Raw genomic sequence first — 22,407 nt, 5'->3', positions numbered from 1 at the left:
CGGTAGCCTAGTCATCATTTTTATAGACATATCTGGGGTAATGGTTGATGTCAGCCATTACCTGACTTTTATTAATCTACGTGCGGGCTGCTCACCGCTTACCATCCATGGACGATATTGATGCTCTTAATGTTTTAGACGCCGAGGTGGGGTTTGATGCCCCCATCGATCCGCTAGATGACATCCCCTTAGAGGATGAAGCGCCTCGCTATAACCCGGATCAGATGCTGCCGTTGCTGCTGTCAGAGAATCTTCAGCAGCGCATGTTGGCAGCACGCGCGTTTTATAAAATTCAAGAGCCCCGTGCGATTCCTCGATTAATTGAGCTGCTCAAGGATGACAGCCCCTTGGTGCGGGTGAATGCGGCCTATGCCCTAGGACGCAATCCGAGTGAAACTGCCGTTGATGCGTTGATCGAACAGCTCCAGTCGGATTCCCACGGCTATGTGCGTAAGGCGGTGGTGTGGGCCTTGGGAAATTGCCAAAATGAAAAGGCGGTGGCTCCCTTAGTAAACTCCATTGAAAATGATATGTCCGTGGTGCGGCTGTGGGCGGCGAGTGCCCTGGGGCAAATGGGAAAAATCAGCTTCGACGCAATTCTCAAGGCGATTCCGGCATTGGTAAAAACCATGCGCAACGACCCCATCGCCATTGTGCGCAGCAACTGTGCCTGGTCCATTGGGGAGCTGTGCAAAGACCTCACCTATAACGTGGTCTATGCCACCGCCATTGATGCGTTGATTGAAACCTTTGTGGACGATGAGGATTTGGGGGTGCGGGACGATGCCCGCGCGTCTATTTTGAACCTGGGCGATGCCCGCGGGCTACAGGTAATTGAGGAACTAGAACAAGAGGATTTTTAGTATTTGCACCACTAAGGGGACTTTCCTTGCAATACTTTGAATCCGTTCAGCGATAGATGTAGTAGCGCACTGCGTTTAGCAGCAACAAGCAAAATGTAAGGTGCGTTCTTAGGCACAAGGTTTATCTCTCCATCAATTCCGCCTTGAGAGCGTACCACTCTACTTTGAAATCAATGAAATCAGTAGGGTCAAAGTCTAGATGGCTGAAATCCGCCCCAATTTGTTTTTAGATAAAATAGTGAGTGAGCGCTGATCTGGCGGCTAGCGGGATACTCTCAAATGATGCAGGCACCATCGAAACCAACGACCCTGACAGAATTCTTACAACTACCAGAAACAAAGCCTGCCAGCGAATACATCGACGGTCAAATCATCCAGAAGCCAATGTCTCAGGGGAACCATAGCATTATTCAAAGAGCGCTTGTTCCTGCCATCAGCGGGGTGGTCAACTCCAAACGGACTGCCCATGCATTTCCTTAATTACGCTGCACTTTTGGTGGTCGTTCAACGGTTCCTGATATTGCCGTTTTTCGCTGGGACCGCATTCCTCGTGACGAGAATGGAAAGGTTTTCAACGCATTTTCGGCTGCGCCAGATTGGACCATTGAGATCCTATCTCCAGATCAAAGCCAAACAAAAGTAACGAAAAATATTCTGCACTGTTTGCGACACGGAACTGAGGTCGGTTGGTTAATTGATCCAGTGGAACAAACCGTCTTTATCTACCATTCCAAACGGGAACCTGACGTATTGGATGGGCCAAATGACATTATCTCTGTACCCATGTTTGCCAGGGATTGGCAGCTGACGATCCAGGAATTATTTGGTTTGGTATTGAATGCTAGTCCACAACGGCCCTTTGGTCTGTGTGCTGGAGAATTTACAGTTCCTGATGACTTCGATGCACCTTTGCCGGAAGAAATTTTAAGTGCATTTGAGGGGCAATGAGAATCCTGTTAGACACCCATATTTTCCTTTGGTTTATTAGTGGCGATCAGAAACTAGCAAAGGATATTCGGAATAGCATTTGCAACAGAGTATTCTGTGCCACTGGCGATACTGAGATGTTAGTCTCCAAAGGTCCAGCGAACGTAGGGATATTGCCCCACAATGTCTTGATGCGTAATGTTGGCAAAATACCAATTCTCATCGGCCTGGGGAGCAATGGGACCAATATCAAACTGAAAATAAACATGTCCCTGGCCAAACCAACTATCGTATAGCTGGCGATAGTGACGAGCCGCATTATCCAGGGTATCGCTGTTCCCAAAATCACCAATGCAGCCATCTGTGGGGCAACAATTCCTGTGCCTACTGATACCTGTTGGATAAGCATCATGCCTATCAATTCTGAGTCAATAAAGCGAGAATGCAATCCTGCGTTGCATTGATAGATTCGATATCATTAAACGCAGATGTAAGCGTGCAGAGAAGCGCAATGGTAATTAGTCTGGAACTCCCATCTGAACTAGAAAGCGATTTATCTGCCGAGGCATCTCAACTCAAATTGCCCTTAGCAGAGTACATTCTGCGTGTACTTGCATTTCGTCCTTTTCTGCAGGACCCTCCCAAAACAGGACTAGACCTCGTCGCTTATTGGGAAACCATTGGAGTGGTCAGCTCTCGTGCTGATATCGCCGATAGCCAGGACTATGCCCGTAAGTTACGCCATGCTGCCGAAAATCGCGAGCGTAGCTAGGGCCGCAGATGTATATAGTTGATACCGACGTCATAATTGATATCCAACGGGGCTACGAACCTGCACTGGTTTGGTTCGCTTCCCTCCCAGATTTACCCAGTATTCCTGGCTTTGCCGTCATGGAGTTGATTCAGGATGCTCAGAACAAGCAACAGGTTCGCAAGGTTTTACAGCTAGTCGCACCATTACCAATTGTTTGGCCGACTGAAACTGACTGTGCTAGAGCTTTATCCGACTTTACGGCATACCATCTGTCTAACAAAGTTGGCCTGATTGATGCCCTAATTGCTGCTTGTGCCGTCGGACGTAGTGCCACCCTCTGTACGTTCAACGTGAAGCACTATCGCATCGTTCCAGGCTTGAGTATGGAGCAACCCTATAACCGTTGACCACAGATCAAATCCTAATCCCCAAAGGTCCAGCGAACGTAGGGATATTGCCCCACAATGTCTTGATGCGTAATGTTGGCAAAATACCAATTCTCATCGGCCTGGGGAGCAATGGGACCAATATCAAACTGAAAATAAACATGTCCCTGGCCAAACCAAATATCGTATAGCTGGCGATAGTGTTGAGCCGCCTCGTCCAGGGTGTTGCCGTCACCTAAATAACCAACGCAGTTATAGAACGCCTGATTCAACGGTGTGCGAAACGTAACGGATTGCTGTTGGCTGTCCATAAATTCCGTTTTTCCTTGGCCCATGGTGCTGACATCCAGCATCATGCCAATGCTGTCCCCAGCTTCAAATTGGATGGCGGATTCTTGCCAGATTCGGATTTCTGTGGGGCAATCACCGGCGGTGGTTTCAACGGGAAGGGCGATATCGTCTCGTCGTTCGAATGTGTCGCGACTGGAGGGGGATAGGCCCTCGGCCATGGCGGAAGGTGCAATGGAGACTGTGCTGATTAGTAGTAATGCTAGGGGGCGAAATTGAGTCAGTGTCATGGTTTAGCTGAATTTTGCGTATCGGTTAGGGCTAAACAGCCCCTGGCTTTAGTGGGCCGCTAGCCATTGGGCGTAGGGATATTGGCCAATAATTTCGTGGTGGCTAAGGCTGGATAGTTGGAGGGCATCCGCTGGCTTGGGCCCTAGGTCAAGGCGAAAAACCACATGGCCTTGTTCAAACCAAAGGTGGTAAAGGTGACGGTGTTCGAGCGGCGGATGGGGACCGCTGCTAAGGGTGCCAATGCAGCTATAAAACTGAGGTTTCAGGGGTGTTTTATAGGTGATGGATCGTTCCTGGTGGTCACTGACTGTTGTGACTCCTTGCCCGATGGTGGCGACATTGAGCATCACCCCTGTGTAGGCGCCATGTTCAAATTCAAAGCGTTCACGCCAAAAGGTAACGGTTTCTGGACAGCTGCCGGAGATGGTTTTGGTGGGAAGGGTGGCGTCATCTAAGCGCTGGAATCCTTCTAGGGGAGACGATGAGAGGCCATCTGCCCTGGCGTCTGAGGTCAGGGGCAATGCGGCACTGGTGGCTAGAAAGAGGATGGGGATAACACGTCGCATGGGCCGGTGTTTGAGGACTGTTTGGGAGACTTCAGGGGAGAGTGGGAGGTTTCGTGGCTATTGGGGGGATGAGATCGCATTCTTCACAAATGTCTCCATCCCTTCAAAGTTCTGATTAACGACATTTTGCGACAATCTTTGGTGACAGCGACCCCGTGTGGGATGATTTGGGCGATTGCTTCAGAACTGCACCTCCATGCTTCCCATTGACTGGCTAATAGTATTGGCCTACCTAATCTTTACGATGGTGCTAGGTGTTTACCTATCTCGTAAAGCCTCCGGTAGTCTTGTTGATTTCTTTGTCTCAGGGCGTTCATTGCCCTGGTGGTTGGCCGGTACTAGCATGGCCGCCACCACCTTTTCCATCGATACGCCACTCTATGTGGCCGGTGTGGTGGGCTCCCGTGGCATCGCTGGCAACTGGGAATGGTGGAGCTTCGGCATTGCCCATGTGGTGATGATCTATGTGTTTGCCCGCATGTGGCGACGATCTGAAGTGGTGACCGATGCGGAGCTAACGGAAATTCGCTACGGCGGAAAAATGGCGGCTGTGCTGCGCGGAGTAAAAGCATTTCTGTTTGCGGTGCCCATTAACTGCATCGGCATTGGCTACGCCATGTTGGCCATGGTCAAAGTGGTGGATGCGTTAGAGCTATGGCAAAGCGTCGGCATTGAACCCAATGACAGCATGAAGCTGTGGAGTGTGATTGTCGTTAGCATTTTGGTGCTGTTCTATGCGGGATTTTCTGGCCTCTGGGGAGTTGTTGCTACGGACTTTTTTCAGTTTTTCCTAGCGTTGATTGGGGCGATTATTGTTGCGATCGCATCTGTCTCCTCCGTGGGCGGTATGCAGAACCTGATCAATCAGGCCCAAACCAACACCGACTTCGATGTGCTCAGCATTGTCCCCATTACCTTCAGCGGTGGCATTGGCTGGAGTACGGCGGCAGGCATCCCCGCCAGTGCGTTTATGGCCTATGTGTTTCTTCAGTGGTGGTCCTTTCGCCGCAGCGACGGCGGTGGAGAATTTATCCAGCGTTTGGTGGCGGCCAAAGATGAAAACGAAGCGGAAAAAGCGGCCTGGTTTTTCAACATTTTGCACTATGTTATTCGCACCTGGCCCTGGATTATCGTGGCCCTGGCGGCGGTGGCGATTTACCCAGACTTGGCTGACCGAGAATTAGGCTATCCCAAGCTAATGCTCGACTTTTTGCCCCCGGTGGTGCTGGGTTTGGTGGTGGCATCCCTCATTGCTGCCTTTATGAGCACCGTTTCCACGCTGATTAACTGGGGTGCGTCTTATCTCACCAACGATCTCTACGGTCGCTTTATCAAGCCCGATGCCACCCAAACCGAACTGGTCAATGTAGGGCGCATCACCTCAGTTTTGGTCACCATCTTAGGCGCCACCGCCGCCTTCTTTGCCTCCGATGTGGCCACCGTATTTCGTCTAGTGATTGCCATCGGCACTGGGCCAGGACTGGTGCTGATTTTGCGCTGGTTCTGGTGGCGCATTAACGCCGCGGCTGAACTCAGCTCCATGGTCACCGGCTTTGTGATTGGATTGCTCACCAGTGTGGTGAAAGTGATTCAGATTCAGGACTTTGGGATGCGGTTGCTAGTCACGGCGGGCATCACCACTGTGGTGTGGGTCACCGTTATGTTGCTGACTCCGCCTGAATCTGACGAAACCCTAGATGACTTCTATCGTCGTGTGCGACCTGGTGGCCCCGGCTGGCGGCGACAGCGCCAACGCACTGGGGTGAGACCGTTGCAAAATCTAGGTCTGGAATCGCAGCGGGTTTTAGCGGCGTTGTTGCTACTGTTTGGTGCCATGTTTGCGGTGGGGGGCTTTTTGCTATTGCAGTCGTTGTTGGGCTGGTGCTCCCTAATTATTGCGGTGGCTGGCTGGTGGTGGTTGCGCAAGCTAAATCAGCGGCCGATTGCTCCGGTGCCTCGCCCTGGCTTGGATGACGATGATATGTGGTCTTGATCCCATGGGCTAACCCCGACGGTGGGTAATGCCCACCCTGCAAAAACGTTACGATACTTAATGCGAGTTTATTTATTCTGATTGTCTGATATGTCCATCATTCGTTCCTACGTTATTCCTTTTTTGATTTTGCTGGTGTTTTTGTTCGCCATGGTGGCGGTGAGTGCGCGCATTTGGCTCCCCAGCGACATGCTGGCACCGGCTCCCATTGATGGGGATGAGTTAGCCATGGCCGGAAAGTTGTTGCTTAATGGCTTTGGTGTCTGACTGGCCTGATGGATATCATTTGATTGAAGGTTCTAGCTTAGATCGTTCAAGGCTTTTAGCTACGATGGCCACGGCCTATCAGGAATTAGGGGCGACTCAGGTAGGCCACTTAACTAGAACCGTGGAACTGTACTTGGCAGGGCCATCAATGCTGTGGTGGTTAGAACCGGCGGCCACTGCGCGTGTGGGTTTCATGGCCAGCCAACCCAAAGCTATTGGCTGCCTTTGGTTAGGGCAATCAATCAATCAACTCACCGGCGCCCTGCAGGGCTATATTTATTTGGTGTATGTTGACCCTGCCCACCGTCGGCAAGGATGGGGCCGTAGGTTGATGACCCATGCCCAAAACTGGGCCGCTGAGCAAGGCTACGACCAACTAAGTTTGCAGGTGCTATTGGACAATCTACCTGCGCGACAACTTTACAAGAGCCTTGGCTATCAAGACAGTGCAACGCTATTACACTTAGATTTATAACGAATACTAAGGTTAGCGATAGTTCTGAAATTGCAAAGCAACGGGCCAGTCTTCTTCTTTGATGAGTTGAATAGCGGCTTGCAAATCGTCCTTAGACTTGGCCGAAATCCGTACGGCTTCTCCTTGGATCGAAGCTTGTACCTTTTTCAGGTTATCGCGAATCATTTTTGAGATTTTTTTCGCGACTTCTTGGGTCAGTCCCTTTTTGAGTTCAATCTCTTGTCTAACCCGGTTGCCGCTAGCGGCATCGATATTGCCGTACTCAAAAATTTTCAGTGACAGATTGCGTTTTGCCGCCTTGGTTTGAATTAAGGTATGTACCGCCTGCAGCGTCATTTCACTGGCGGTTTCAATGGCAATATTGGTCTCCCCCAGGTCCAGTGTTGTTTTGGTGTCTTTTAGGTCATAGCGACTTTTGAGTTCGCGACGTACCTGGTCTAGGGCATTGACCAGTTCTTGGCGGTCAAAGTCACTAACAACATCAAAGGAGTAGGAGGAAGCCATAGTGAGGATTGATTATGCAACAGGTGGGTGGGGGTGGGCAATGCCCACCAGCCCCTGGGGACGTGAAACTATTGTAGCCAGATGCTTTTGCAGCTCATTAAGTAAAGGCTGAAAATACTGAGGCTGCCAATGCCAAACATGAGCGATCGCAATGGGGCCACATTCAAAATATAAAAGGCTGAAAATAGTAGCCGAGCTATAAGATAGGCCACCACGGCTAGCAACGCAGCCGTACTTTCTTGACCCGTAAGGTAGGCCACCACGGCGGCTGGTGCATACAAAATAAACGACTCAATCGAATTTTGATGCGCCCAATTAGCCCGCTTTGCATGGTCGGGGAGCTGATCTGCATAAAATCTGGGCCGAGAAAAAACCTCCATCGGCTCGTCCATAGATTGGGCCAGCTTGACCCGCTCTGCGGCAACAATCATGTAGGGGACATAAATCAGAAACGCCGCCACTGGCAGGCTATATACAAAGATATTTGGTGCAGATAGTAAGCTCACAGCTCAACCCAACCGATGAATGACGATAATAATGAAGGACGGCGATGCTCCGGCTCAAGTGTCCGACCAGGGCAGATAGCTTAGGCCCAACCATATAAATGGGCTGCCGTAGAGTAGACGGATTCTAGTTTAATTAGTCGAAGTAGAACAACGTAACAATCTTGCGCTGGTCTTCCGCATCCTTGCAGGTTTTTAGCAAGGTGTGGCTGTCGTGGAACGCAAAACAGATCAGCTGCTGGCAGCGAGAAATAATTTCCTGGTTACAGATAGCGCTCGCTTCTGCCAGGCTAAGGCGATCATTGGCAGAATTTTCGACCAAATGAATGACAGAATCTAGCTGCTCCCGTGACTCACGCGGCTGGTGGTCGAGGCTTTGGGGCAGAATGACCGTCAATAGGTTGGGGTCCGCCTTCATTGCTCCACGAATAGCCGCAGAGTTTGTCCCTGTTGCTCCAGATGTGAGTAGACGATTACCGCCCAACACAAGCGCATAGCTCATTAGCTCAATCAAGCGCAGGTGGGTAATCGGTACATGCCTGGAACCCAAGATAGCAATACGCTTTGAGCCCGATTGCTGAATCGCAGCAAGCTCTTGCAGAAAATCGTCTACCTTAAGCGATTCGATGGGTGTATCAAGGGACTGACTCAAGGGTTTTGTAGAGTTTTAATGAAGGGACTGGCCAATTCTACCAAACCCTTGGCCTTAGACCTACCTTGCTTTCACTGGCAGATGGATTTGGTGCGCAACAAGAAAATTATTTTCTAGCTTCTGGGGGTTGTTAGCCGTCTTTAGGCAAGACCTATCTATCCGATGTCAGTATCGGGGGCAGCGACAGTCAGCTGATACGTTCAGCTACTGGTGTTAGCCTCCAACGAAACAACACTATTAATGCAGAATTGATGTAGACCCCGACTTAAGCTGTGACCGCAGGGGAGGATAAATTCAGTTCGCTCATCAATCGCTGTACGTCAAAGTGTTTCTCCATCAGCAACTGAATACACTGAACCTTGATGGGCTCCTGCAAACGGACCTGTTGAAAAGAACGTTCGATAATCTCCACCGTGGTTAACGTGTCTAGGTCAACTGACAGGATAGGCACTTCTAAATCTTGAGCTCGGCTAATAATGTCGGGTCGCGGAGCGATGTGGCCTGTGAGCACTAAACATTGGGTCGAGGTTTCCAACGCGGCTAACTGAATGTCGGCTCGGTCACCCCCGGTAATCACAGCCATGTTGTCAGCCTTGCGAAAGTACTTCAACGCTGAGTTGACGTTCATGGCACCAATGCTTAAGCTCTGCACCATCAAATCCATCCGCTCTTGGCAGCAGAGAACCTCGGCTTTTAGCTGATGCACAAGTTCGCCAACGCTCACACTGCGCATGAGGGGAGTGCTGGGTAAAATGCCTAAAACTGGAATGCCATGACGTTCAAGGCAGTTTTTTACGTTGGTTTGCACGGCCTGGAGCTGGTTGTCAGGGACGTCATTGATGAGCACCCCCATCAAGCGATCGCCTAACTTTTGCTTGGCCGCTAAAAGACCATCCACAATCAACACTGAGTGGAACCGAGCGACCAACATCACCTGGGCTTCAGTGGCCCTGGCCAGTTGCAATAGGGATAGGCCAAAGAGAGTGCCTTCTTCTAGTGTGCCGGGCCCTTCAATTAACAGCAGGTCCTCGCCTTGGCCATCTAAATAGGTGGCCATTTGCTGTGGGTCAATGGCGGAATTTTCTTCGGTTAGCTGCTGCTCGATGGTCTGGGCATCTAACGAGAGCAGTGTTGGTCGTAGTCGCGCCGTGGGCAGCTCGAGGATTTGAGAAATGAATTGCACATCTTCATCAAGACCCGCTTGCTCGCTGGGACAGGTCCCAACTGGTTTCGCATAGGCGATATCAATACCGCGATCCCGAAGCTGTAGAGCCAGCCCCGCTATGGTGGCCGACTTGCCGCTGTAGGGCTCTGTCGAGCCAATCAGCAGATGCTTGGATGGATGGGGCACACTATCACTCCTAACTACCAACAGGACTAGTTCTCATTGTGCCATGGCGCGTAATTTGGAACCGGGAAAAAGCTTAACTTTTGCCGAAGTGTTTAGTGGGTAGATGGGGATAGCCGGTAGATCTCCGTAGGCTACTCTAATCATCCATTCTCAGTAGTCTGCGATAAAAGCTTTTGGAAAAATCAGGGGATCGCTTGAGGCGTATGGCCGTGACGACGTCGATTAAAAAGTCAACGAATTCAAATGTGGCCATGGTGATCTCGTAGGTTAGCTCAGCGTCACCCGCAAATTGCATCCGGCATCGTGTTAGATCGGCCGGCAGCATGGACACGTTCCATGTGGCTAAAAAGGCAATGCTTTCCCCCCCTTCAATCCGGCGCTCGCCTTCCAGATTGCCCTTTTTGTATAGTCCAATGGCGTAGGGTAATGCTTTGCGTTTGTTGCCCTGGTAGTAGGGCATGTAAACGCCGACATCTTGTTTGGGAGCGGGCTGAATGTCTGCAATAGGCATGGTGTTGAGCAGTGGGGTCTGGGCAATATGGTCAATTGAGGCAACTAGATACCTGGGCCATGACTAAACACGGGGAGTCAGTGTATCTAATGAGCTTAGCCATAGTGTACCCACAGAAACCTTGCCCCCGTTCATTGTTGGCGCAGAGGATTGCTAGGTGGCCCTAGGGAAAAGCAATACTATGTAACAGATTTCAATAAGATATTAATAACCTGTAACTTCTATCCCCACTGTAAGGAACCTATGGCGACTGAAATGATATCGGATGTTTCGCTAGATGATCTTTCGGAGGGACGTCGCCTTAAGGCATTGGCGGCTTTAGTTCTGCTGTGGGGGATGACGGCGATGCTGCATTGGGCGGCATGGGGACAGCTAATTGTATGGGGCGTTACTGTGCTGGTGGCGCTTTACATTCTGAGGGTTGCGATCGCGAATGCGACCTATGCGCGCAGCCCCGATAAAGCGGCAATACCGACAACGTTGGCAGAGGATGCCTGGCCCCGGGTGTCCCTTTTGGTGGCGGCCAAGAATGAAGCGGCTGTGATCACTAACTTAGTGACATCACTTTGTAGCTTGGATTATCCCAAGGATCGCTATGAACTCTGGGTGATTGACGATAACAGTGACGATGGCACGGGCAAGATTTTAGACCGATTAGCCCAGGGGTATCCCCAGCTCAAGGTATTGCACCGGGGGGCCGATGCCACGGGCGGTAAGTCCGGGGCGCTGAATTTGGCCTGGACCCGAGCCATGGGGGAAATTTTCGCGGTATTTGATGCGGACGCTCAGGTGCCCGCCGACCTATTACGCCAGGTGGTGCCGTTGTTTATGAATGAGCGCACCGGGGCGATTCAGGTGCGTAAGTCGATTGTGAATCGGGGGACTAATTTTTGGACCCAGGGCCAGGCGGCAGAAATGGCCCTGGATCGTTACTACCAAGAGCAACGGGCGGCGTGCTGCGGCATTGGTGAACTGCGGGGAAATGGTCAATTTGTGCGGCAGGCGGCCATTGCCCAATGTGGTGGTTGGAATGAAATGACCATTACGGATGATTTGGATCTAACGGTGCAGCTGCATTTGCACCAATGGAATATTGGGTTTTTGACCATGCCGGCGGTGGGAGAAGAGGGGGTGACCACGGGCAAGGCACTTTGGCATCAGCGCAACCGTTGGGCAGAAGGTGGCTACCAGCGATATCTGGATTATTGGCGACTGTTGTTTCGCAACCAGCTGGGCTGGAATAAGTCCATTGATATGTTGGTGTATTGGATTTTGCAATACATGTTGCCCATTGTGGCGGTGCCGGATTTGATTGTTGCGATCGCGTTACGTCAGCCCCCAGTTTTTGCTCCGTTAACCACCTTTGCTGTGGCGATGTCCTACTGGGGCATGGCCATGGGCATTTATCGCACCGAGAAAATCTCTCCCCTATTGGCCATGGTCAAGGCGGTGCAAGGCACCCTATACATGACCCATTGGATTATTGTGATGGCCTTTGCCACCACGCGCATGGCAGTGCGTCCCAAGCGTTTGAAGTGGGTCAAAACCATCCATGGCGGCGAGGCTGCCAGTGCTTAAGGTAGCGCTGGATGACCAATAAACCCTCTTGTTTAGGTGCCAGGCCCTTGGTTGGAGCGTCCACGGGGCTGGCCCAACCGAAGTCTAAAGAAAACGTTGCAATGTATAGGTTGCAACGTTTTTTCACGTTTGACCAGCGATATATCCGCTAGCGTTGGGACATACCCATCTATATCGTTGGTTTTACCTATGACATCTTTTTCGTTGTCTTTTCCGAAGTTGTCCCCAAAGCAGTTTGCTTGGGATAGCGCAGTTCTATTTGTGGCTATCTTTTGGCTGGGGGGCAGCTTAATGCTCGACCTAGTTGTTATGCCCATGCTCTACATGGGGGGCATGATGACCACATCTAGTTTTGCCAGTGCCGGCTATAGCTTGTTTGAAGTCTTTAACCATGTCGAAATGTTGCTGTCCGGTGTGATTTTGACCGGTGTGCTGGCCATGCGCCACAGACATGCTGAATGTGCCATAGAGGTAAGCGGTAGCCGTAGCCGGTGGTCCCTATTGGTGGCTGGCAGTTTAGTTGCGATCGCTTTGCTCTATGCCTACGTGCTCACCCCTGCCATGGGCGCAATTGGGGTGGTGTTAGATCTGCCCGCAACCATGCCTGCTACTGTTCCAGAGGCCATGGACTGGATGCACGGTGTCTACTGGGGAACTGAGGCGATCAAGCTTTTGCTGCTCGGCTTTTTGCTCCGCCTTTGCTATAGCGACATTGCGGCCCAGTTTACTGAGCAACGCTAAGCAGCCCCGTTATTCGGAGGGGTCGGGCCAGAGTAATCGGATGGCCATCAAGGCAAACCCAATGGCTGCGATGCCTTTTACCAGCTGTGTGGGCAAAATTTGGGCTGTTCCTTCCCCCACCAGGACGCCCAAAAAGCTCGCCAGCACCAGCGCCCCGGCTGTGCCAAAAAATACGGCCTTGGGGGAGTCAGAACTACCTCCGAGGGCAATGGCAGCCAGCTGGCTTTTATCGCCTAGTTCCGATAAAAAGACGGTGATAAAGCTAATTCCAATTAAATTCCAATCAAATGGCATGGCCTATTTTCAGTAAGTTTAGGGCTGATATCAAACGGGCTTAAATTCCGATTACATCGGCCACCAGGGTCACGGAGATAATCAGCAGGAGAATGCCGGCCAGGGTATCTAAGGTGTCTGGGGAAACACGGCGGGCTAACCATTGGCCCACCAATACCCCCACCAAGCTGGTGGAAATTAGTGCTAAGGCTGCCCCAATAAACACCATGATGGGCCTGTGGGACTCGGCGCTAATTAAAAGCGTGGCCACTTGAGTTTTGTCGCCTAGCTCCGCCAAGAAAATGGTGATGAATGTGGATAGGAAAACACCCCAAAACGTCGCTCTCCCCGATTTGACCGGAGTCTGCGCATCAGATTTATCGTCGTTGGTCGGTTGAATGGGGGAAGAAGAGGGCACAGTCAAGATTTCATATTTCTTTCATTATCTGCCAGGGCGATAACAAGGACAAGTTTTGGCAGGTGGGGGGAAATAATCGTCCCCCTTAATTGCCGCTGCCTTCATCTCCTATCCCGACTGCGCTGCTAAATCTCTCCATTTCCTCGCTTTTCGCTCCATACACACCCCTAATTTGTTCGTGGCAGCAGTCAATGGCGAAGTCATTGAGTTCGTCTGCGGTGATGTCGAACATTTTGATAAATGTTTCCGGCTGCACCCGGCAAAAGCTAGGGCGTTTCTCATAAATAGTGCACAGACGCTGTTCGTGGTCGTAGTTGATGCACCATCCATCGGCACCCACCATGCCCATGTAGGTTTCAAGCTGCTCGGGGGTGAGATAGGTTTCGAGCTCAGGGCGATCGGCTGGGGTGAGATTACAGCAAGCACCACAGTTTTTTACGCATTGCCAGGTGGCCATGGCCGCTTTCCTTTGGGTAATAGCTTTACCAGGATACGGGGCTGTGGGAGCCGATATGGGGAAGAAGTGAGTGCCTGATGCGATCAAGTTTCTTGGAATTTTGTAAACTTCCTTAAACTTGATGGGTTCGAACCAGGTAAAATGGCGATGCGCTTGGGCGCAAGAAGTACGGTTAACTGGTCATCGGAGGTTCAATGGCTCTTCTGGGTATCTTGGGTTTAGGCGGTATTAATTTTCTCGTAGTCGCTCAGCTCGCTGTATTGGCTATGGTGGTTATTTCGGGTCCAGTGATCGTGTTTTTGTTAGTGGCACGCGGCGGCGACCTTTAAATTATTAAAACCCCGGCTTTTGGAATTGATATCTTTCCCAAAGGCCGGGGTTTTTGCTGGAATTTTAAAATCGCTTTCGTAGGATAAATTCTGCGATCGCTAGGTCCACGGGTGTGGTTACCTTCAAATTAGTTTCTTCGCCTTCCACAATGTGGACAGGTAGTTTGCATTTTTCAAATAACGCGGCATCATCGGTGACTGACCAATCCTGGGTTTTTCCTTTTTGATGCGCATCTTTTAGCAATTCCACATCAAACCCTTGGGGGGTCTGGGCTGCCCACAGCTCATCCCGGTCGGGGGTGGCTGCGATAATGCCCTGGTTGTCCACCTGTTTGATGGTGTCCTTGACCGGGATGGCGGCAATAAAGCCCTGGCACGTTGCGAATGCGTTTGAGCAGCGATCGAACAGGCTGGGGGTGGCTAGGCAGCGGGCTCCATCGTGAATTAAAACGTGTTTGGCATGGGCCGGGAGGGCGGCTAAGCCATTGCACACAGATGCTTGGCGCGTATCGCCACCACGGACAAACACAATGGGTTTTTGAATGTTGAGTTGGGCCACGATGTCTTGAAATACGGGCTCATCAATGGCCTGGCAAATAATGCCGATCCATTCGATAGAGCTAGCATCCACTGCGGCTTTCAACGTCCATCCAAGGATCGGTAAATCTAGCAAGGTCAGGAGCAGTTTATTGCCATCGGCGCCCATCCGCTTGCCAACGCCTGCTGCTGGTATGAGTAGATGCATGGTGTGTTCAAAAGAAAATACGTCAATCGCTGGTGGTGAGGGCTTTCTCGTGCCAAGTATTTCACCAAATATTGATATTTTCTATGGTCTCAAAAAATGTCGGTGCTGATGTACAGATCACCCTTAGCACAGGCGCTATCTAGGAATTTAGGGCAATCAATTTTTATATTTTCAGTGTTTAGTCGTTTTTCTACAGCGTTAGCGCTGCCAGCTTCCTCTAGAATGAGTAGCGAAGTATTATCCAGAGCCCATGCACGTCCTGGCGTTAGTCCCTGGTGGAATCAGCGAGCAGCTTCAGTTTTTCCCAACTTTAACAACGATTAAGCAAAACTACCCCAACTCTGAAATTTCGGTAGTTGTCGAACCTGGCTCCAAGTCGGCTTATCGGGTCTCTAAGGCCGTCAGTGAGGTGATTCCGTTTGATTATCGGGGACAAAATAGTCCAGCAGACTGGGCTAATTTATTAGGTATTCTTCGCGATCGCGAATTTGAACTTGCCCTATGTGCTAGCGATCGCTGGGAAGAAGGCGTTTTACTGTGGCTGAGTGGTATTCCCACCCGCATTGGCTATAGCAGTACTAAAATTCCCTGGCTCTACACCACAACCGTCACCGCCGACACCCAATATCCAGTTGGGCAATATCAAGCACTGTTACAGGGGTTGGCCAAGTCTTCACCGGTTGCCCCCATGCAGCTAAACGTCCCAGAGGGCGATCTGGCCTGGGCCGATGAACAGCGCCAGGGCATGGGGTTAGCCGGGAGTGGTTATGTGATTCTTTACCCCGGTCTGAATGATCAAGCCGATGGGTACCCCCTGGAAAGTTGGTTAACCATTATTGAGGATTTTCAAAGTAAACAGCCCCAGCTTCCGATTGTTCTGCTAGAGACAGTAGATAGTAAAGATGCATTGGCCGCAATGGGGCGCCAGCCTACTCTTAAAACCATTGCCGCCACTAACCTGGGACAAGTGGCCGCCGTTTTAGCAGGGGCCGATTTGATTATTAGTCCCGACAGTTATGTCAGTCAGGTTGCTGTGGCTTTACAGGTCTTTACCTTGGTGCTGCAAACTACTTTGAGTCAAGCTCTACCCCCCGCTGATGGGGAGATGCGGGCTCTAGGGGTGAAATCTGCAACAGCTAAGTTAGCGGATATTGCGCCGGGGGATGTATTGCAAAAAGTGTGGGGCGGTTAAGTCGTTGGGTATACTCTAAGACGTTTAATAAATAAAATCCGTTGGAATAAAAAGCCTTGCTGGGTAGCTCTAGTGTGTCTTCTCCGACAAGTTGCGGTATTGCCTCGCATATTTGACGGAGCGGCTCCTATTTAGAGTGGCAATAGCCAATGCGGGTGTTCTAATGGCAAAACGAGGGTATTAGGCAAAAGCTTAAGACTCCGTTCAAAGTTACGGTAGGCAGGTGCTATCCCTCGGTAGCATTGCCCTAGCGTGAAATATCGAATGAAATAGTTGCATTAAATTTTAGATGAGGTCAAACCATGGATCGCGTTAAGTCTCAAGCTGCTGTGGTGTCTCAGTTACTTTTTTCCCCTAAAACAGCAGACGCTTATAAAAACGTTCTGGTTTTAACGGGACAAATTATTAAAGAAGTAGCGTTGCTATTGTGGTTAGCTATTTGTTCTATTTTTGTATTCGGCGCCTGGTTTGGGGACTTTTCCCTGAATACGGGGCAAAAAGCTCGGACATGGTGGGAAACGCAGCAATCAGTTGCAGATGATGGGAATGAAGCTGCTGCTGCCACAGGTAAAGCCTTGCTCGATGTGAGTCAAAATGGTGCCAATTTTCTCTTGGATAAGGCCCGTGAGCAGTTGGGTTTAGAAAAAAAGGAACGCCCTGCGCCTGCTGCCGCGCCTAAACCTGCTGCTGCGCCTAAGCCTGCTGCCGCAAACCCCGAAAAAGCCAAAGCGGTTGCTAAAACTCCCCAGCCTGCGGCGGAAAAAACTACGGCTGAGCCGAAGGATGCGGCTGATTCTGCGTCGGAAAAGGTATAAAGGGCTAGCGTTTGGCTGCTGAGCCAACCCTGACTAGGTCTAACGCTTAATAGATCGGCAAAAGGGACGCCAATGGGCGTCCCTTTTGTGTGGTTACTCCGATGGAGTCGGCGTTAAATCTAGCGTTCGAATGTCAGTGGGGAGATAGCTCAACGATTCTGTGACTGAGATCGCTTCTTTGATGGTGATATTGTTGCAGTCTTTTTGCCCATAGTCTTGGCTATTGACCAGCCCTGCACCGACTAAGCGATAAAAGCCCTCGTTGCCTTCTAGCCAATCGGTAAATAGGTCGCTTTCAGGCAGTTCCCCAGTGCCGCCGTTGGGAAATTTGCCATGGTACAGGCTGTAGCCTTCGCCAAACAATGGTGTTTCCAGAGGTTCTTGGTTCTCCAGGGACATCTCGTTTATCCCGGCAGACATGTACTCGATGGCAAAACATCGATTTTGGTCATCGCGGTACACCAACCAGTAGTAGAGAGGATCTGCCGCTGGCTGACCCACGCCATAGTTGGCTAAGGTCATGTTTTGGGGAAGATAGGTCGGGATGGCGATGTCTATGGCCAACTTTGTTAGTTGATTGGTCGTCTCCGGGGGGAGCTGGGCTAGGTAGGCGTTTGGCGGTGGTGACGGCGGCAGCTTGGCGTCTAAATTATCGGGGCCGTTGGCTTCAGGGGCTGCTTGGCAGCTAGCCAGCACGACAGCAGAGATCAGGGCTCCATAGACCCCGCGTACACGTTGGCCAAATTGATTACCCATAGCTTTTCGAGGGCTGGTTTGCAGTCGTGCCATGGCGACGGTTTGCCCAAGGTTCTTCGGTGACATAGTGCAGCATTAACCTCAGTCGTTGGTCCACGCGTCGTCAGTAAGGCTGCCCGTTCCGATGGGCAAAATAATATCCCCCTTCGGGTTTGGCAAGCGCGAGGAGATCGTCATCGGGATATTCAACCCGCTCCTCCCATGTGCGATCGCCCACCTCTAGATACACAGCATCCTGGGTCGATCGATTGATTAAGTGATGGCCATTGGCCACGCCAGCGGCAAAGCCCGCCATCATGCCAGGGGTGAGCGATGTTTCTCCAGCATCAGTGACTAAAATCAATTCGCCTGAGATCACATAGATAAACTCATCCTGGCCTTGGTGCCAGTGGCGTAACGCTGACTGAGCACCCGGGGCCAAGGTGGTTAAATTAACGCCAAAGTTAGTTAGCCCCGCCGCATTACCCACCCGCTGACGGGAGCGCCCAGCTACAGCGGCTCGAAAATCAGCAGGATAGCCAGTGCCTTGTGTGATGGGCACCTCAGAGAGATCGATCACCATGGATTTATGTTTACCTACGCTCACCCAATGATTGTGACTATTTTGCACAAGACCAATAGGCTCAATCATCTGATTGGCAGGATAGCTTAATCGGCGACCTCAGCCATTTCAATAACTTCGCCAGAATAGTCTTTCACTAGAAAATTTAACGGCCGTTCCCGACGGATTTTGTGGCGTACACCGTTGGTCTGGACTTGCATTAGTAGCAGCTCTAGACAGTCGCGATCGAAGCAAACGTGGCGTTGACGCTCTTTGTGCCCGCGACTTGCCCCTGAAATGACATGGAGCTGGGTGTTCTTTTTGAGTTGATACCACAGACCATCTGAATTGCCCATGCCAGGCTCCATGGGGCGCGATAGGCTAGTGCCCATGCCCATCATGGGATCCATGCTGGCACCCATGGTTTGCTCGTAGTTGTAGTAATAGTGGAGGGGGACATCGGCGGCCGATAGCCCCAGCATCCCTTCATAAAAGTTCTGGGCCAGGTCTAAATCGGACACCATCACCGTGTGGACCTTGGGTGCACTGGTGAGAAACATCCACATTGCCCCCGCATAGGCCACCAATAGGAGCACCATGATGCCCTGGGTGGACACCAAGCTATCGAGCGGTAGTCCTTGCCAAATAGATGCTAAAGCTGGGGAGAACGGGGTAATACAAAAGTCCATAGATGGTCGATCGCAACAGGCTATCCTTAGAGCATTGCTAACAATACAGTACTCCTAGTTTATCAAGGGAAAATCCGACTGGTGATGGGTTGGTTTAATCGTCTATTCCCCAATCAATCTTGTTCCTCAGGGGATTGACTGATATATCTGCGGAGGATTTCCTGCCAAATCTTTAATATTCTACGAATCCTGGGTATAGTAGTGGCTATTTATACGGTAGTCTCAGTCTGGTTAAGGCCGGTCTGTACCCATGCCGGTAAATTGCCAGGAGCTCCGTTCGCGTCGTTGTGGATATTCCCAATTTTCCTGAATGTGATCATGCCATTGTCAAGTCGCTGTTTGAGTACAGCGACTATGACTTGGTGCAGCAGCTAAAACAGCACCCTGAGGAAGGGAAGTACTTCACGGCCCTTTTCTGTCGCTACAGTCCAGTGGTGTACACACTGATTCGCCACTCAGCGCGTTCAACGGTGCAGTCAGAATATTTGTTCGCACTGACTTGGCGACATATTTTATATGAGCTGAGTGGATTAGAGCTGCCCCCTGAGCCCCCGGCAGATTTTTCCCTACAGGCTTGGCTCGTTAATTTGACAGCGGTGTGTATCAATCAGGCGGCATTGCCCGATGTGGAGGAAATTCATTACAGTCTTCAGGATGCGTCTCCGCCCCTGTGGTGTTATGTGACCCAGGGCATGGAACGGTTGCAGCCGCTCCACCGTTTAGTGCTGGTGATGGCCCAGACGTTTCGCTGGAGTAAAACTCGAATTTCGGCGTATTTACAGGCTGAAGGACAGCGAATTTCACCCCAAGCTGTGGCCACCCTGTTGGCCGATGCGCAACAGTCTTTAAGTTCTGGGTTGCCGAATGATATTCAGGCGATTTACTTGGGGGATACTGAAACTGGTTCCGAAGAAGATTTGCCGGAGGATTTGGCAGGTTTATTGGATGTTTCCGATCTTGATTTAGAACAACCGAATTTGGCTCCGGAAGCATAAGTGGATCGGATTTTTAGGTAGGAGAGTCTGGCAAGTGCGCAGTATAGTTCGGTTTGTGTCTGGTGTGGTGGCTGTGGCGTTGTTGGGCATACCAACGGCCTATGCCCAGGATTCGTTGGATGAGCAATTGCGACAGCCGGTTGATCGTGAAACGGTTAATCAACGCCGCGATGTGGCCGATCAGCTGCTGCGGTTGGGCGAACGCCAGGCCGATCAGGGGGACTATGGTTCAGCGATCCGTGCCTGGACCCGGGCGGTTGATCTTTACTACGACATTGGTGACTCTGCATCGATGGAGCAGGGCTATGGCAATATTAGCCGTGCCTATGCCCAGTTGGGGGACTATGGTAATGCGGAGACGGCGGTGCGCAGACAGCTTGCGATCGCACGCGACAACCAAAACTTTAGCTCCCAAATCTTTGCCTGGAATACCTTAGGCACCCTGCGCTTTCAGCAGGCAGCCATTGAGTCTGCCACCCAGGCCTACGAAGAGGCACTCAACATTGCCTACAGCATCAATAACAACGAAGGCATTGGCCTTTCCCTTAGTAATCTAGGTCTCGTAGCAGCCACCCAGGGCGATTATGCCGCTGCCATTGACTACTACGAAGTAGCCGGGAGCTATCGCATTCTCTCCCCCAATATTGCGGGTCGGGCCAACACCAGTAACAACCTGGGCGATGCCTATGTTGCCGATGGTCAGTTAGATCGCGCCATCGGCGCCTATCGGCTGGGCCTGCGCTACGGTCGTGATAGTGACAATAGAACGGCCCAGCTCCAAGCCGTTGATGGCCTGATCGATGTCCATACCGCCCGTGGCGATTGGTCCCAGGTGCAGGAATATTTAGACGAGCGTATCGCCCTAACCCTTAACACCAATAATGCCTGGGGCCGTTTAGTTACCTTTAAACGCTTGGCCGAGTTTTACGAAGCCACCGGCGATCGAGTATTGGCGAAAGAGCAATACGAACGGGCTTACGCATTGGCGCGCCAATTAGAGCAAACCAGTCTTGAAGCAGAGCTGTTTAACCGTTTGCTCACGTTTCGAGACGTTCCAGATAATAACGACTAATGCGGTTTGACCTAATCAGCTTGTTCCCTGACTTTTTCACGTCACCGCTCCAGTCAGGCCTCATTGGCAAAGCCCTGCAGCGTGATATCGCCCAGGTACACATTACAAATCCCAGAGACTTTACCACCGACAAACACCACAAAGTCGATGACGAACCCTATGGCGGTGGGGTGGGTATGGTGATGAAAATAGCGCCCATCATGGCGGCGCTAGAAAGCTTGCCCCAGCAGCCCCGGCGTGAAGTGGTATTAATGACTCCCCAGGGCGAACCCATGGAGCAGGCGTTGCTGTGGGATTGGTCAAAAAACATAGACCAGCTGGTGATTATTTGTGGTCACTACGAAGGGGTGGATGAACGCATCCTGAACGTTGTCACCCGAGAAGTTTCATTAGGGGACTTTGTCTTGACCTGTGGCGAAATCCCCGCCCTTGCGCTATTGAATGGTGTGATTCGACTGTTGCCGGGCACCGTCGCCAAGCGAGATTCTCTTCACTTCGATAGCTTTGAGGCCGGCTTATTAGATTATCCCCACTACACTCGACCTGCAGAATTTCGCGGGTGGACTGTTCCAGATGTACTACGCTCGGGCAACCATGCTGCCATTGATCAATGGCGACGGCAACAGCAGATAGATCGCACCCAGGCCCGGCGGCCCGATCTGTATGCACGCTGGCAGCAGCAATGGGACAATGGGGACGGTTAGGAATTCGGAGTTAGGAACTCAGAATTTGGAGTCCTCTGCGCCAGGGGCAAAGCTCTACGGAATTTTGAGCCCTCTGCGAGAAAAGCAAGATTCTATGGAATTAGAGATTCCCCCCTTTCCGAATTCCGACTTCAGATTTCCGAATTCTCTTAGGGTCTATGAACATTCGCATTGGTAATGGCTACGACATTCATCGCTTGGGTCCCGATCGTCCCCTGATTTTGGGCGGTGTGACCATCCCCCATACGTTGGGGCTCCTTGGCCATAGCGATGCTGATGTGCTCACCCATGCCATCATGGATGCCCTGTTAGGCGCCTTAAGCCTTGGGGATATTGGCCTTTATTTTCCCCCTACGGATCCGAAGTGGAAAGGGGCCGACAGCTTGGAACTGTTGGATCAGGTATATCAGCTAGTGCAAGATCGCGGCTGGGCCATTGGCAACGTCGATTCGGTGGTGGTGGCAGAGCGGCCAAAGCTAAAGCCCCACATCGAAACCATGAGGCAGCGGCTGGCGGATCGGTTGACCTTGGCCCCCGATCAGGTCGGCATTAAAGCCACGACCAATGAAAAGTTGGGCCCAACGGGTCGTGAAGAAGGTATTGCCGCCTATGCGGTTGTGTTGCTGGTGCAGAAAAAAAATCAACAATAATTGTGTTAAAAAGTTTCTGAAAACACACAAATTTGATTAAACTTTTTTTAGAATCGATAAATATAGTCCGGATATTGCAAAAGTATGGTTAATCGGTGCTTTTGGTTACATCTTTACATGG

General features: G+C 51.1%; 29 protein-coding genes and 2 pseudogenes. 17 read left to right on the top strand and 14 right to left on the bottom strand.

The features are described from left to right. Window positions 1–107 precede the first annotated feature (107 nt). The 5 genes and pseudogenes from IXB28_RS12840 to IXB28_RS12825 all read left to right on the top strand — a co-directional run bounded on the left by IXB28_RS12840 (window position 108) and on the right by IXB28_RS12825 (window position 2,951). Entirely contained in the window at window positions 108–863 is a 756-nt protein-coding gene (locus IXB28_RS12840; RefSeq protein ID WP_215619087.1) for a HEAT repeat domain-containing protein, read from the top strand. Between the two features lie 279 nt (window positions 864–1,142). After that, window positions 1,143–1,700, top strand: a pseudogene (locus tag IXB28_RS12835) (Uma2 family endonuclease); the annotation flags it as partial. Between the two features lie 107 nt (window positions 1,701–1,807). Beyond that, window positions 1,808–1,891, top strand: a pseudogene (locus IXB28_RS17090) (type II toxin-antitoxin system VapC family toxin); the annotation flags it as partial. A gap of 410 nt (window positions 1,892–2,301) precedes the next feature. Then, the gene (locus IXB28_RS12830) at window positions 2,302–2,562 is read left to right on the top strand and encodes a hypothetical protein (protein ID WP_215618989.1); all 261 of its coding nucleotides are present in this window, start codon (window positions 2,302–2,304) and stop codon (window positions 2,560–2,562) included. 8 nt (window positions 2,563–2,570) lie between these two features. Beyond that, on the top strand, window positions 2,571–2,951 hold the full coding sequence (locus IXB28_RS12825) for a PIN domain-containing protein (protein WP_215618988.1): 381 nt from the start codon (window positions 2,571–2,573) through the stop codon (window positions 2,949–2,951). A 14-nt stretch (window positions 2,952–2,965) separates the two neighbouring features. Here the strand turns inward: IXB28_RS12825 and IXB28_RS12820 are convergent, their stop codons facing one another. Together IXB28_RS12820 and IXB28_RS12815 are read right to left on the bottom strand one after the other, a co-directional pair. Next, window positions 2,966–3,508, bottom strand: a complete 543-nt coding sequence (locus tag IXB28_RS12820) for a hypothetical protein (protein ID WP_215618987.1) — start codon at window positions 3,506–3,508, stop codon at window positions 2,966–2,968. A 48-nt stretch (window positions 3,509–3,556) separates the two neighbouring features. Further along, a complete protein-coding gene (locus IXB28_RS12815; protein ID WP_215618986.1) occupies window positions 3,557–4,075 on the bottom strand; it encodes a hypothetical protein in 519 nt (172 codons plus the stop codon). A gap of 196 nt (window positions 4,076–4,271) precedes the next feature. On the opposite strand from IXB28_RS12815, the gene IXB28_RS12810 reads away from it, so the two are divergent. From IXB28_RS12810 to IXB28_RS16950, 3 genes are all read left to right on the top strand, one after another. Further along, window positions 4,272–6,068, top strand: a complete 1,797-nt coding sequence (locus IXB28_RS12810; protein WP_215618985.1) for a sodium:solute symporter family protein — start codon at window positions 4,272–4,274, stop codon at window positions 6,066–6,068. A 90-nt stretch (window positions 6,069–6,158) separates the two neighbouring features. Further along, entirely contained in the window at window positions 6,159–6,335 is a 177-nt protein-coding gene (locus IXB28_RS12805; RefSeq protein WP_215618984.1) for a hypothetical protein, read from the top strand. Then, window positions 6,328–6,810 (top strand): GNAT family N-acetyltransferase, encoded by a 483-nt coding sequence (locus IXB28_RS16950; protein ID WP_215618983.1) that lies wholly within the window; start codon window positions 6,328–6,330, stop codon window positions 6,808–6,810. The genes IXB28_RS12805 and IXB28_RS16950 overlap by 8 nt, the downstream gene beginning before the upstream one ends. 12 nt (window positions 6,811–6,822) lie before the next feature. On the opposite strand, the gene IXB28_RS12795 is transcribed toward IXB28_RS16950, so the two are convergent. The 5 genes from IXB28_RS12795 to ebsA form a co-directional block, all read right to left on the bottom strand. Continuing rightward, window positions 6,823–7,314 carry a YajQ family cyclic di-GMP-binding protein gene (locus tag IXB28_RS12795; RefSeq protein WP_215618982.1) on the bottom strand — a complete coding sequence of 164 codons (492 nt, stop codon included), beginning with the start codon at window positions 7,312–7,314 and terminating at the stop codon, window positions 6,823–6,825. A 68-nt stretch (window positions 7,315–7,382) separates the two neighbouring features. Further along, on the bottom strand, window positions 7,383–7,820 hold the full coding sequence (locus tag IXB28_RS12790; protein ID WP_215618981.1) for an MAPEG family protein: 438 nt from the start codon (window positions 7,818–7,820) through the stop codon (window positions 7,383–7,385). Between the two features lie 133 nt (window positions 7,821–7,953). Next, entirely contained in the window at window positions 7,954–8,469 is a 516-nt protein-coding gene (locus IXB28_RS12785) for a DNA-protecting protein DprA (RefSeq protein ID WP_215618980.1), read from the bottom strand. A gap of 265 nt (window positions 8,470–8,734) precedes the next feature. Next, on the bottom strand, window positions 8,735–9,820 hold the full coding sequence (locus IXB28_RS12780; RefSeq protein WP_215618979.1) for a phosphotransacetylase family protein: 1,086 nt from the start codon (window positions 9,818–9,820) through the stop codon (window positions 8,735–8,737). Window positions 9,821–9,956: 136 nt separating this feature from the next. Continuing rightward, window positions 9,957–10,331: a type IV pilus biogenesis protein EbsA gene (gene ebsA / locus IXB28_RS12775; RefSeq protein WP_215618978.1), complete on the bottom strand. Its 375-nt coding sequence runs from the start codon at window positions 10,329–10,331 to the stop codon at window positions 9,957–9,959. Window positions 10,332–10,574: 243 nt separating this feature from the next. Here ebsA and IXB28_RS12770 point away from each other — a divergent pair, with 243 nt between their 5' ends. Next, window positions 10,575–11,909 (top strand): glycosyltransferase, encoded by a 1,335-nt coding sequence (locus tag IXB28_RS12770; RefSeq protein ID WP_215618977.1) that lies wholly within the window; start codon window positions 10,575–10,577, stop codon window positions 11,907–11,909. A 189-nt stretch (window positions 11,910–12,098) separates the two neighbouring features. After that, window positions 12,099–12,650 (top strand): DUF4149 domain-containing protein, encoded by a 552-nt coding sequence (locus tag IXB28_RS12765; protein WP_215618976.1) that lies wholly within the window; start codon window positions 12,099–12,101, stop codon window positions 12,648–12,650. A gap of 9 nt (window positions 12,651–12,659) precedes the next feature. On the opposite strand, the gene IXB28_RS12760 is transcribed toward IXB28_RS12765, so the two are convergent. From IXB28_RS12760 to IXB28_RS12750, 3 genes are all read right to left on the bottom strand, one after another. Beyond that, complete coding sequence (locus tag IXB28_RS12760; protein WP_215618975.1) at window positions 12,660–12,944, bottom strand: TMEM165/GDT1 family protein; 285 nt, start codon at window positions 12,942–12,944, stop codon at window positions 12,660–12,662. 40 nt (window positions 12,945–12,984) lie between these two features. Next, window positions 12,985–13,341: a TMEM165/GDT1 family protein gene (locus tag IXB28_RS12755; RefSeq protein WP_326521033.1), complete on the bottom strand. Its 357-nt coding sequence runs from the start codon at window positions 13,339–13,341 to the stop codon at window positions 12,985–12,987. 85 nt (window positions 13,342–13,426) lie between these two features. Beyond that, window positions 13,427–13,798 carry a YkgJ family cysteine cluster protein gene (locus IXB28_RS12750; RefSeq protein ID WP_215618974.1) on the bottom strand — a complete coding sequence of 124 codons (372 nt, stop codon included), beginning with the start codon at window positions 13,796–13,798 and terminating at the stop codon, window positions 13,427–13,429. Window positions 13,799–13,992: 194 nt separating this feature from the next. Between IXB28_RS12750 and psb30 the strand changes: the two genes are divergently transcribed. Continuing rightward, a complete protein-coding gene (psb30, locus tag IXB28_RS12745; RefSeq protein ID WP_215618973.1) occupies window positions 13,993–14,127 on the top strand; it encodes a photosystem II reaction center protein Ycf12/Psb30 in 135 nt (44 codons plus the stop codon). A 64-nt stretch (window positions 14,128–14,191) separates the two neighbouring features. On the opposite strand, the gene ispD is transcribed toward psb30, so the two are convergent. After that, window positions 14,192–14,872, bottom strand: a complete 681-nt coding sequence (gene ispD, locus IXB28_RS12740; protein ID WP_215618972.1) for a 2-C-methyl-D-erythritol 4-phosphate cytidylyltransferase — start codon at window positions 14,870–14,872, stop codon at window positions 14,192–14,194. Window positions 14,873–15,122: 250 nt separating this feature from the next. Between ispD and IXB28_RS12735 the strand changes: the two genes are divergently transcribed. Then, on the top strand, window positions 15,123–16,064 hold the full coding sequence (locus tag IXB28_RS12735; protein WP_215618971.1) for a glycosyltransferase family 9 protein: 942 nt from the start codon (window positions 15,123–15,125) through the stop codon (window positions 16,062–16,064). Between the two features lie 302 nt (window positions 16,065–16,366). After that, complete coding sequence (locus tag IXB28_RS12730; RefSeq protein WP_215618970.1) at window positions 16,367–16,879, top strand: hypothetical protein; 513 nt, start codon at window positions 16,367–16,369, stop codon at window positions 16,877–16,879. Between the two features lie 93 nt (window positions 16,880–16,972). Here IXB28_RS12730 and IXB28_RS12725 read toward each other — a convergent pair whose 3' ends face one another. The 3 genes from IXB28_RS12725 to IXB28_RS12715 form a co-directional block, all read right to left on the bottom strand. Continuing rightward, window positions 16,973–17,701, bottom strand: a complete 729-nt coding sequence (locus IXB28_RS12725; protein WP_215618969.1) for a hypothetical protein — start codon at window positions 17,699–17,701, stop codon at window positions 16,973–16,975. A gap of 37 nt (window positions 17,702–17,738) precedes the next feature. After that, on the bottom strand, window positions 17,739–18,197 hold the full coding sequence (locus IXB28_RS12720) for a cupin domain-containing protein (protein WP_215618968.1): 459 nt from the start codon (window positions 18,195–18,197) through the stop codon (window positions 17,739–17,741). 86 nt (window positions 18,198–18,283) lie between these two features. After that, the gene (locus IXB28_RS12715) at window positions 18,284–18,865 is read right to left on the bottom strand and encodes a glyoxalase-like domain protein (RefSeq protein WP_215618967.1); all 582 of its coding nucleotides are present in this window, start codon (window positions 18,863–18,865) and stop codon (window positions 18,284–18,286) included. A gap of 287 nt (window positions 18,866–19,152) precedes the next feature. On the opposite strand from IXB28_RS12715, the gene IXB28_RS12710 reads away from it, so the two are divergent. The 4 genes from IXB28_RS12710 (at window position 19,153) to ispF (ending at window position 22,286) form a co-directional block, all read left to right on the top strand. Then, complete coding sequence (locus IXB28_RS12710) at window positions 19,153–19,860, top strand: sigma-70 family RNA polymerase sigma factor (RefSeq protein ID WP_215618966.1); 708 nt, start codon at window positions 19,153–19,155, stop codon at window positions 19,858–19,860. Between the two features lie 34 nt (window positions 19,861–19,894). Continuing rightward, the gene (locus tag IXB28_RS12705; protein ID WP_215618965.1) at window positions 19,895–20,932 is read left to right on the top strand and encodes a tetratricopeptide repeat protein; all 1,038 of its coding nucleotides are present in this window, start codon (window positions 19,895–19,897) and stop codon (window positions 20,930–20,932) included. Beyond that, window positions 20,932–21,636, top strand: a complete 705-nt coding sequence (trmD, locus tag IXB28_RS12700; RefSeq protein ID WP_215618964.1) for a tRNA (guanosine(37)-N1)-methyltransferase TrmD — start codon at window positions 20,932–20,934, stop codon at window positions 21,634–21,636. Before IXB28_RS12705 ends, trmD begins: the two co-directional genes overlap by 1 nt. Before the next feature lie 158 nt (window positions 21,637–21,794). After that, window positions 21,795–22,286 (top strand): 2-C-methyl-D-erythritol 2,4-cyclodiphosphate synthase, encoded by a 492-nt coding sequence (gene ispF / locus IXB28_RS12695; protein WP_215618963.1) that lies wholly within the window; start codon window positions 21,795–21,797, stop codon window positions 22,284–22,286. Window positions 22,287–22,407: the final 121 nt, after the last annotated feature.

The organism is Leptothoe kymatousa TAU-MAC 1615 (assembly GCF_018739865.1).
In the GTDB taxonomy this organism is placed as follows: Bacteria; Cyanobacteriota; Cyanobacteriia; order Phormidesmidales; family Phormidesmidaceae; genus Leptothoe; species Leptothoe kymatousa.
The sequence above is the reverse complement of the archived record's forward strand: the minus strand, read 5'-3'. Positions and strand labels throughout refer to the sequence as shown.

Bases quoted from the DNA above. Each gene is read 5' to 3' on its own strand.
- IXB28_RS12840 (WP_215619087.1), top strand. From the start codon at position 108: ATGGACGATATTGATGCTCTTAATGTTTTAGACGCCGAGGTGGGGTTT.
- IXB28_RS12830 (WP_215618989.1), top strand. From the start codon at position 2,302: ATGGTAATTAGTCTGGAACTCCCATCTGAACTAGAAAGCGATTTATCT.
- IXB28_RS12825 (WP_215618988.1), top strand. From the start codon at position 2,571: ATGTATATAGTTGATACCGACGTCATAATTGATATCCAACGGGGCTAC.
- IXB28_RS12820 (WP_215618987.1), bottom strand. From the start codon at position 3,508: ATGACACTGACTCAATTTCGCCCCCTAGCATTACTACTAATCAGCACA.
- IXB28_RS12815 (WP_215618986.1), bottom strand. From the start codon at position 4,075: ATGCGACGTGTTATCCCCATCCTCTTTCTAGCCACCAGTGCCGCATTG.
- IXB28_RS12810 (WP_215618985.1), top strand. From the start codon at position 4,272: ATGCTTCCCATTGACTGGCTAATAGTATTGGCCTACCTAATCTTTACG.
- IXB28_RS12805 (WP_215618984.1), top strand. From the start codon at position 6,159: ATGTCCATCATTCGTTCCTACGTTATTCCTTTTTTGATTTTGCTGGTG.
- IXB28_RS12795 (WP_215618982.1), bottom strand. From the start codon at position 7,314: ATGGCTTCCTCCTACTCCTTTGATGTTGTTAGTGACTTTGACCGCCAA.
- ebsA (WP_215618978.1), bottom strand. From the start codon at position 10,331: ATGCCTATTGCAGACATTCAGCCCGCTCCCAAACAAGATGTCGGCGTT.
- IXB28_RS12770 (WP_215618977.1), top strand. From the start codon at position 10,575: ATGGCGACTGAAATGATATCGGATGTTTCGCTAGATGATCTTTCGGAG.
- IXB28_RS12765 (WP_215618976.1), top strand. From the start codon at position 12,099: ATGACATCTTTTTCGTTGTCTTTTCCGAAGTTGTCCCCAAAGCAGTTT.
- IXB28_RS12760 (WP_215618975.1), bottom strand. From the start codon at position 12,944: ATGCCATTTGATTGGAATTTAATTGGAATTAGCTTTATCACCGTCTTT.
- IXB28_RS12750 (WP_215618974.1), bottom strand. From the start codon at position 13,798: ATGGCCACCTGGCAATGCGTAAAAAACTGTGGTGCTTGCTGTAATCTC.
- psb30 (WP_215618973.1), top strand. From the start codon at position 13,993: ATGGCTCTTCTGGGTATCTTGGGTTTAGGCGGTATTAATTTTCTCGTA.
- ispD (WP_215618972.1), bottom strand. From the start codon at position 14,872: ATGCATCTACTCATACCAGCAGCAGGCGTTGGCAAGCGGATGGGCGCC.
- IXB28_RS12735 (WP_215618971.1), top strand. From the start codon at position 15,123: ATGCACGTCCTGGCGTTAGTCCCTGGTGGAATCAGCGAGCAGCTTCAG.
- IXB28_RS12730 (WP_215618970.1), top strand. From the start codon at position 16,367: ATGGATCGCGTTAAGTCTCAAGCTGCTGTGGTGTCTCAGTTACTTTTT.
- IXB28_RS12725 (WP_215618969.1), bottom strand. From the start codon at position 17,701: ATGTCACCGAAGAACCTTGGGCAAACCGTCGCCATGGCACGACTGCAA.
- IXB28_RS12720 (WP_215618968.1), bottom strand. From the start codon at position 18,197: ATGGTGATCGATCTCTCTGAGGTGCCCATCACACAAGGCACTGGCTAT.
- IXB28_RS12715 (WP_215618967.1), bottom strand. From the start codon at position 18,865: ATGGACTTTTGTATTACCCCGTTCTCCCCAGCTTTAGCATCTATTTGG.
- trmD (WP_215618964.1), top strand. From the start codon at position 20,932: ATGCGGTTTGACCTAATCAGCTTGTTCCCTGACTTTTTCACGTCACCG.
- ispF (WP_215618963.1), top strand. From the start codon at position 21,795: ATGAACATTCGCATTGGTAATGGCTACGACATTCATCGCTTGGGTCCC.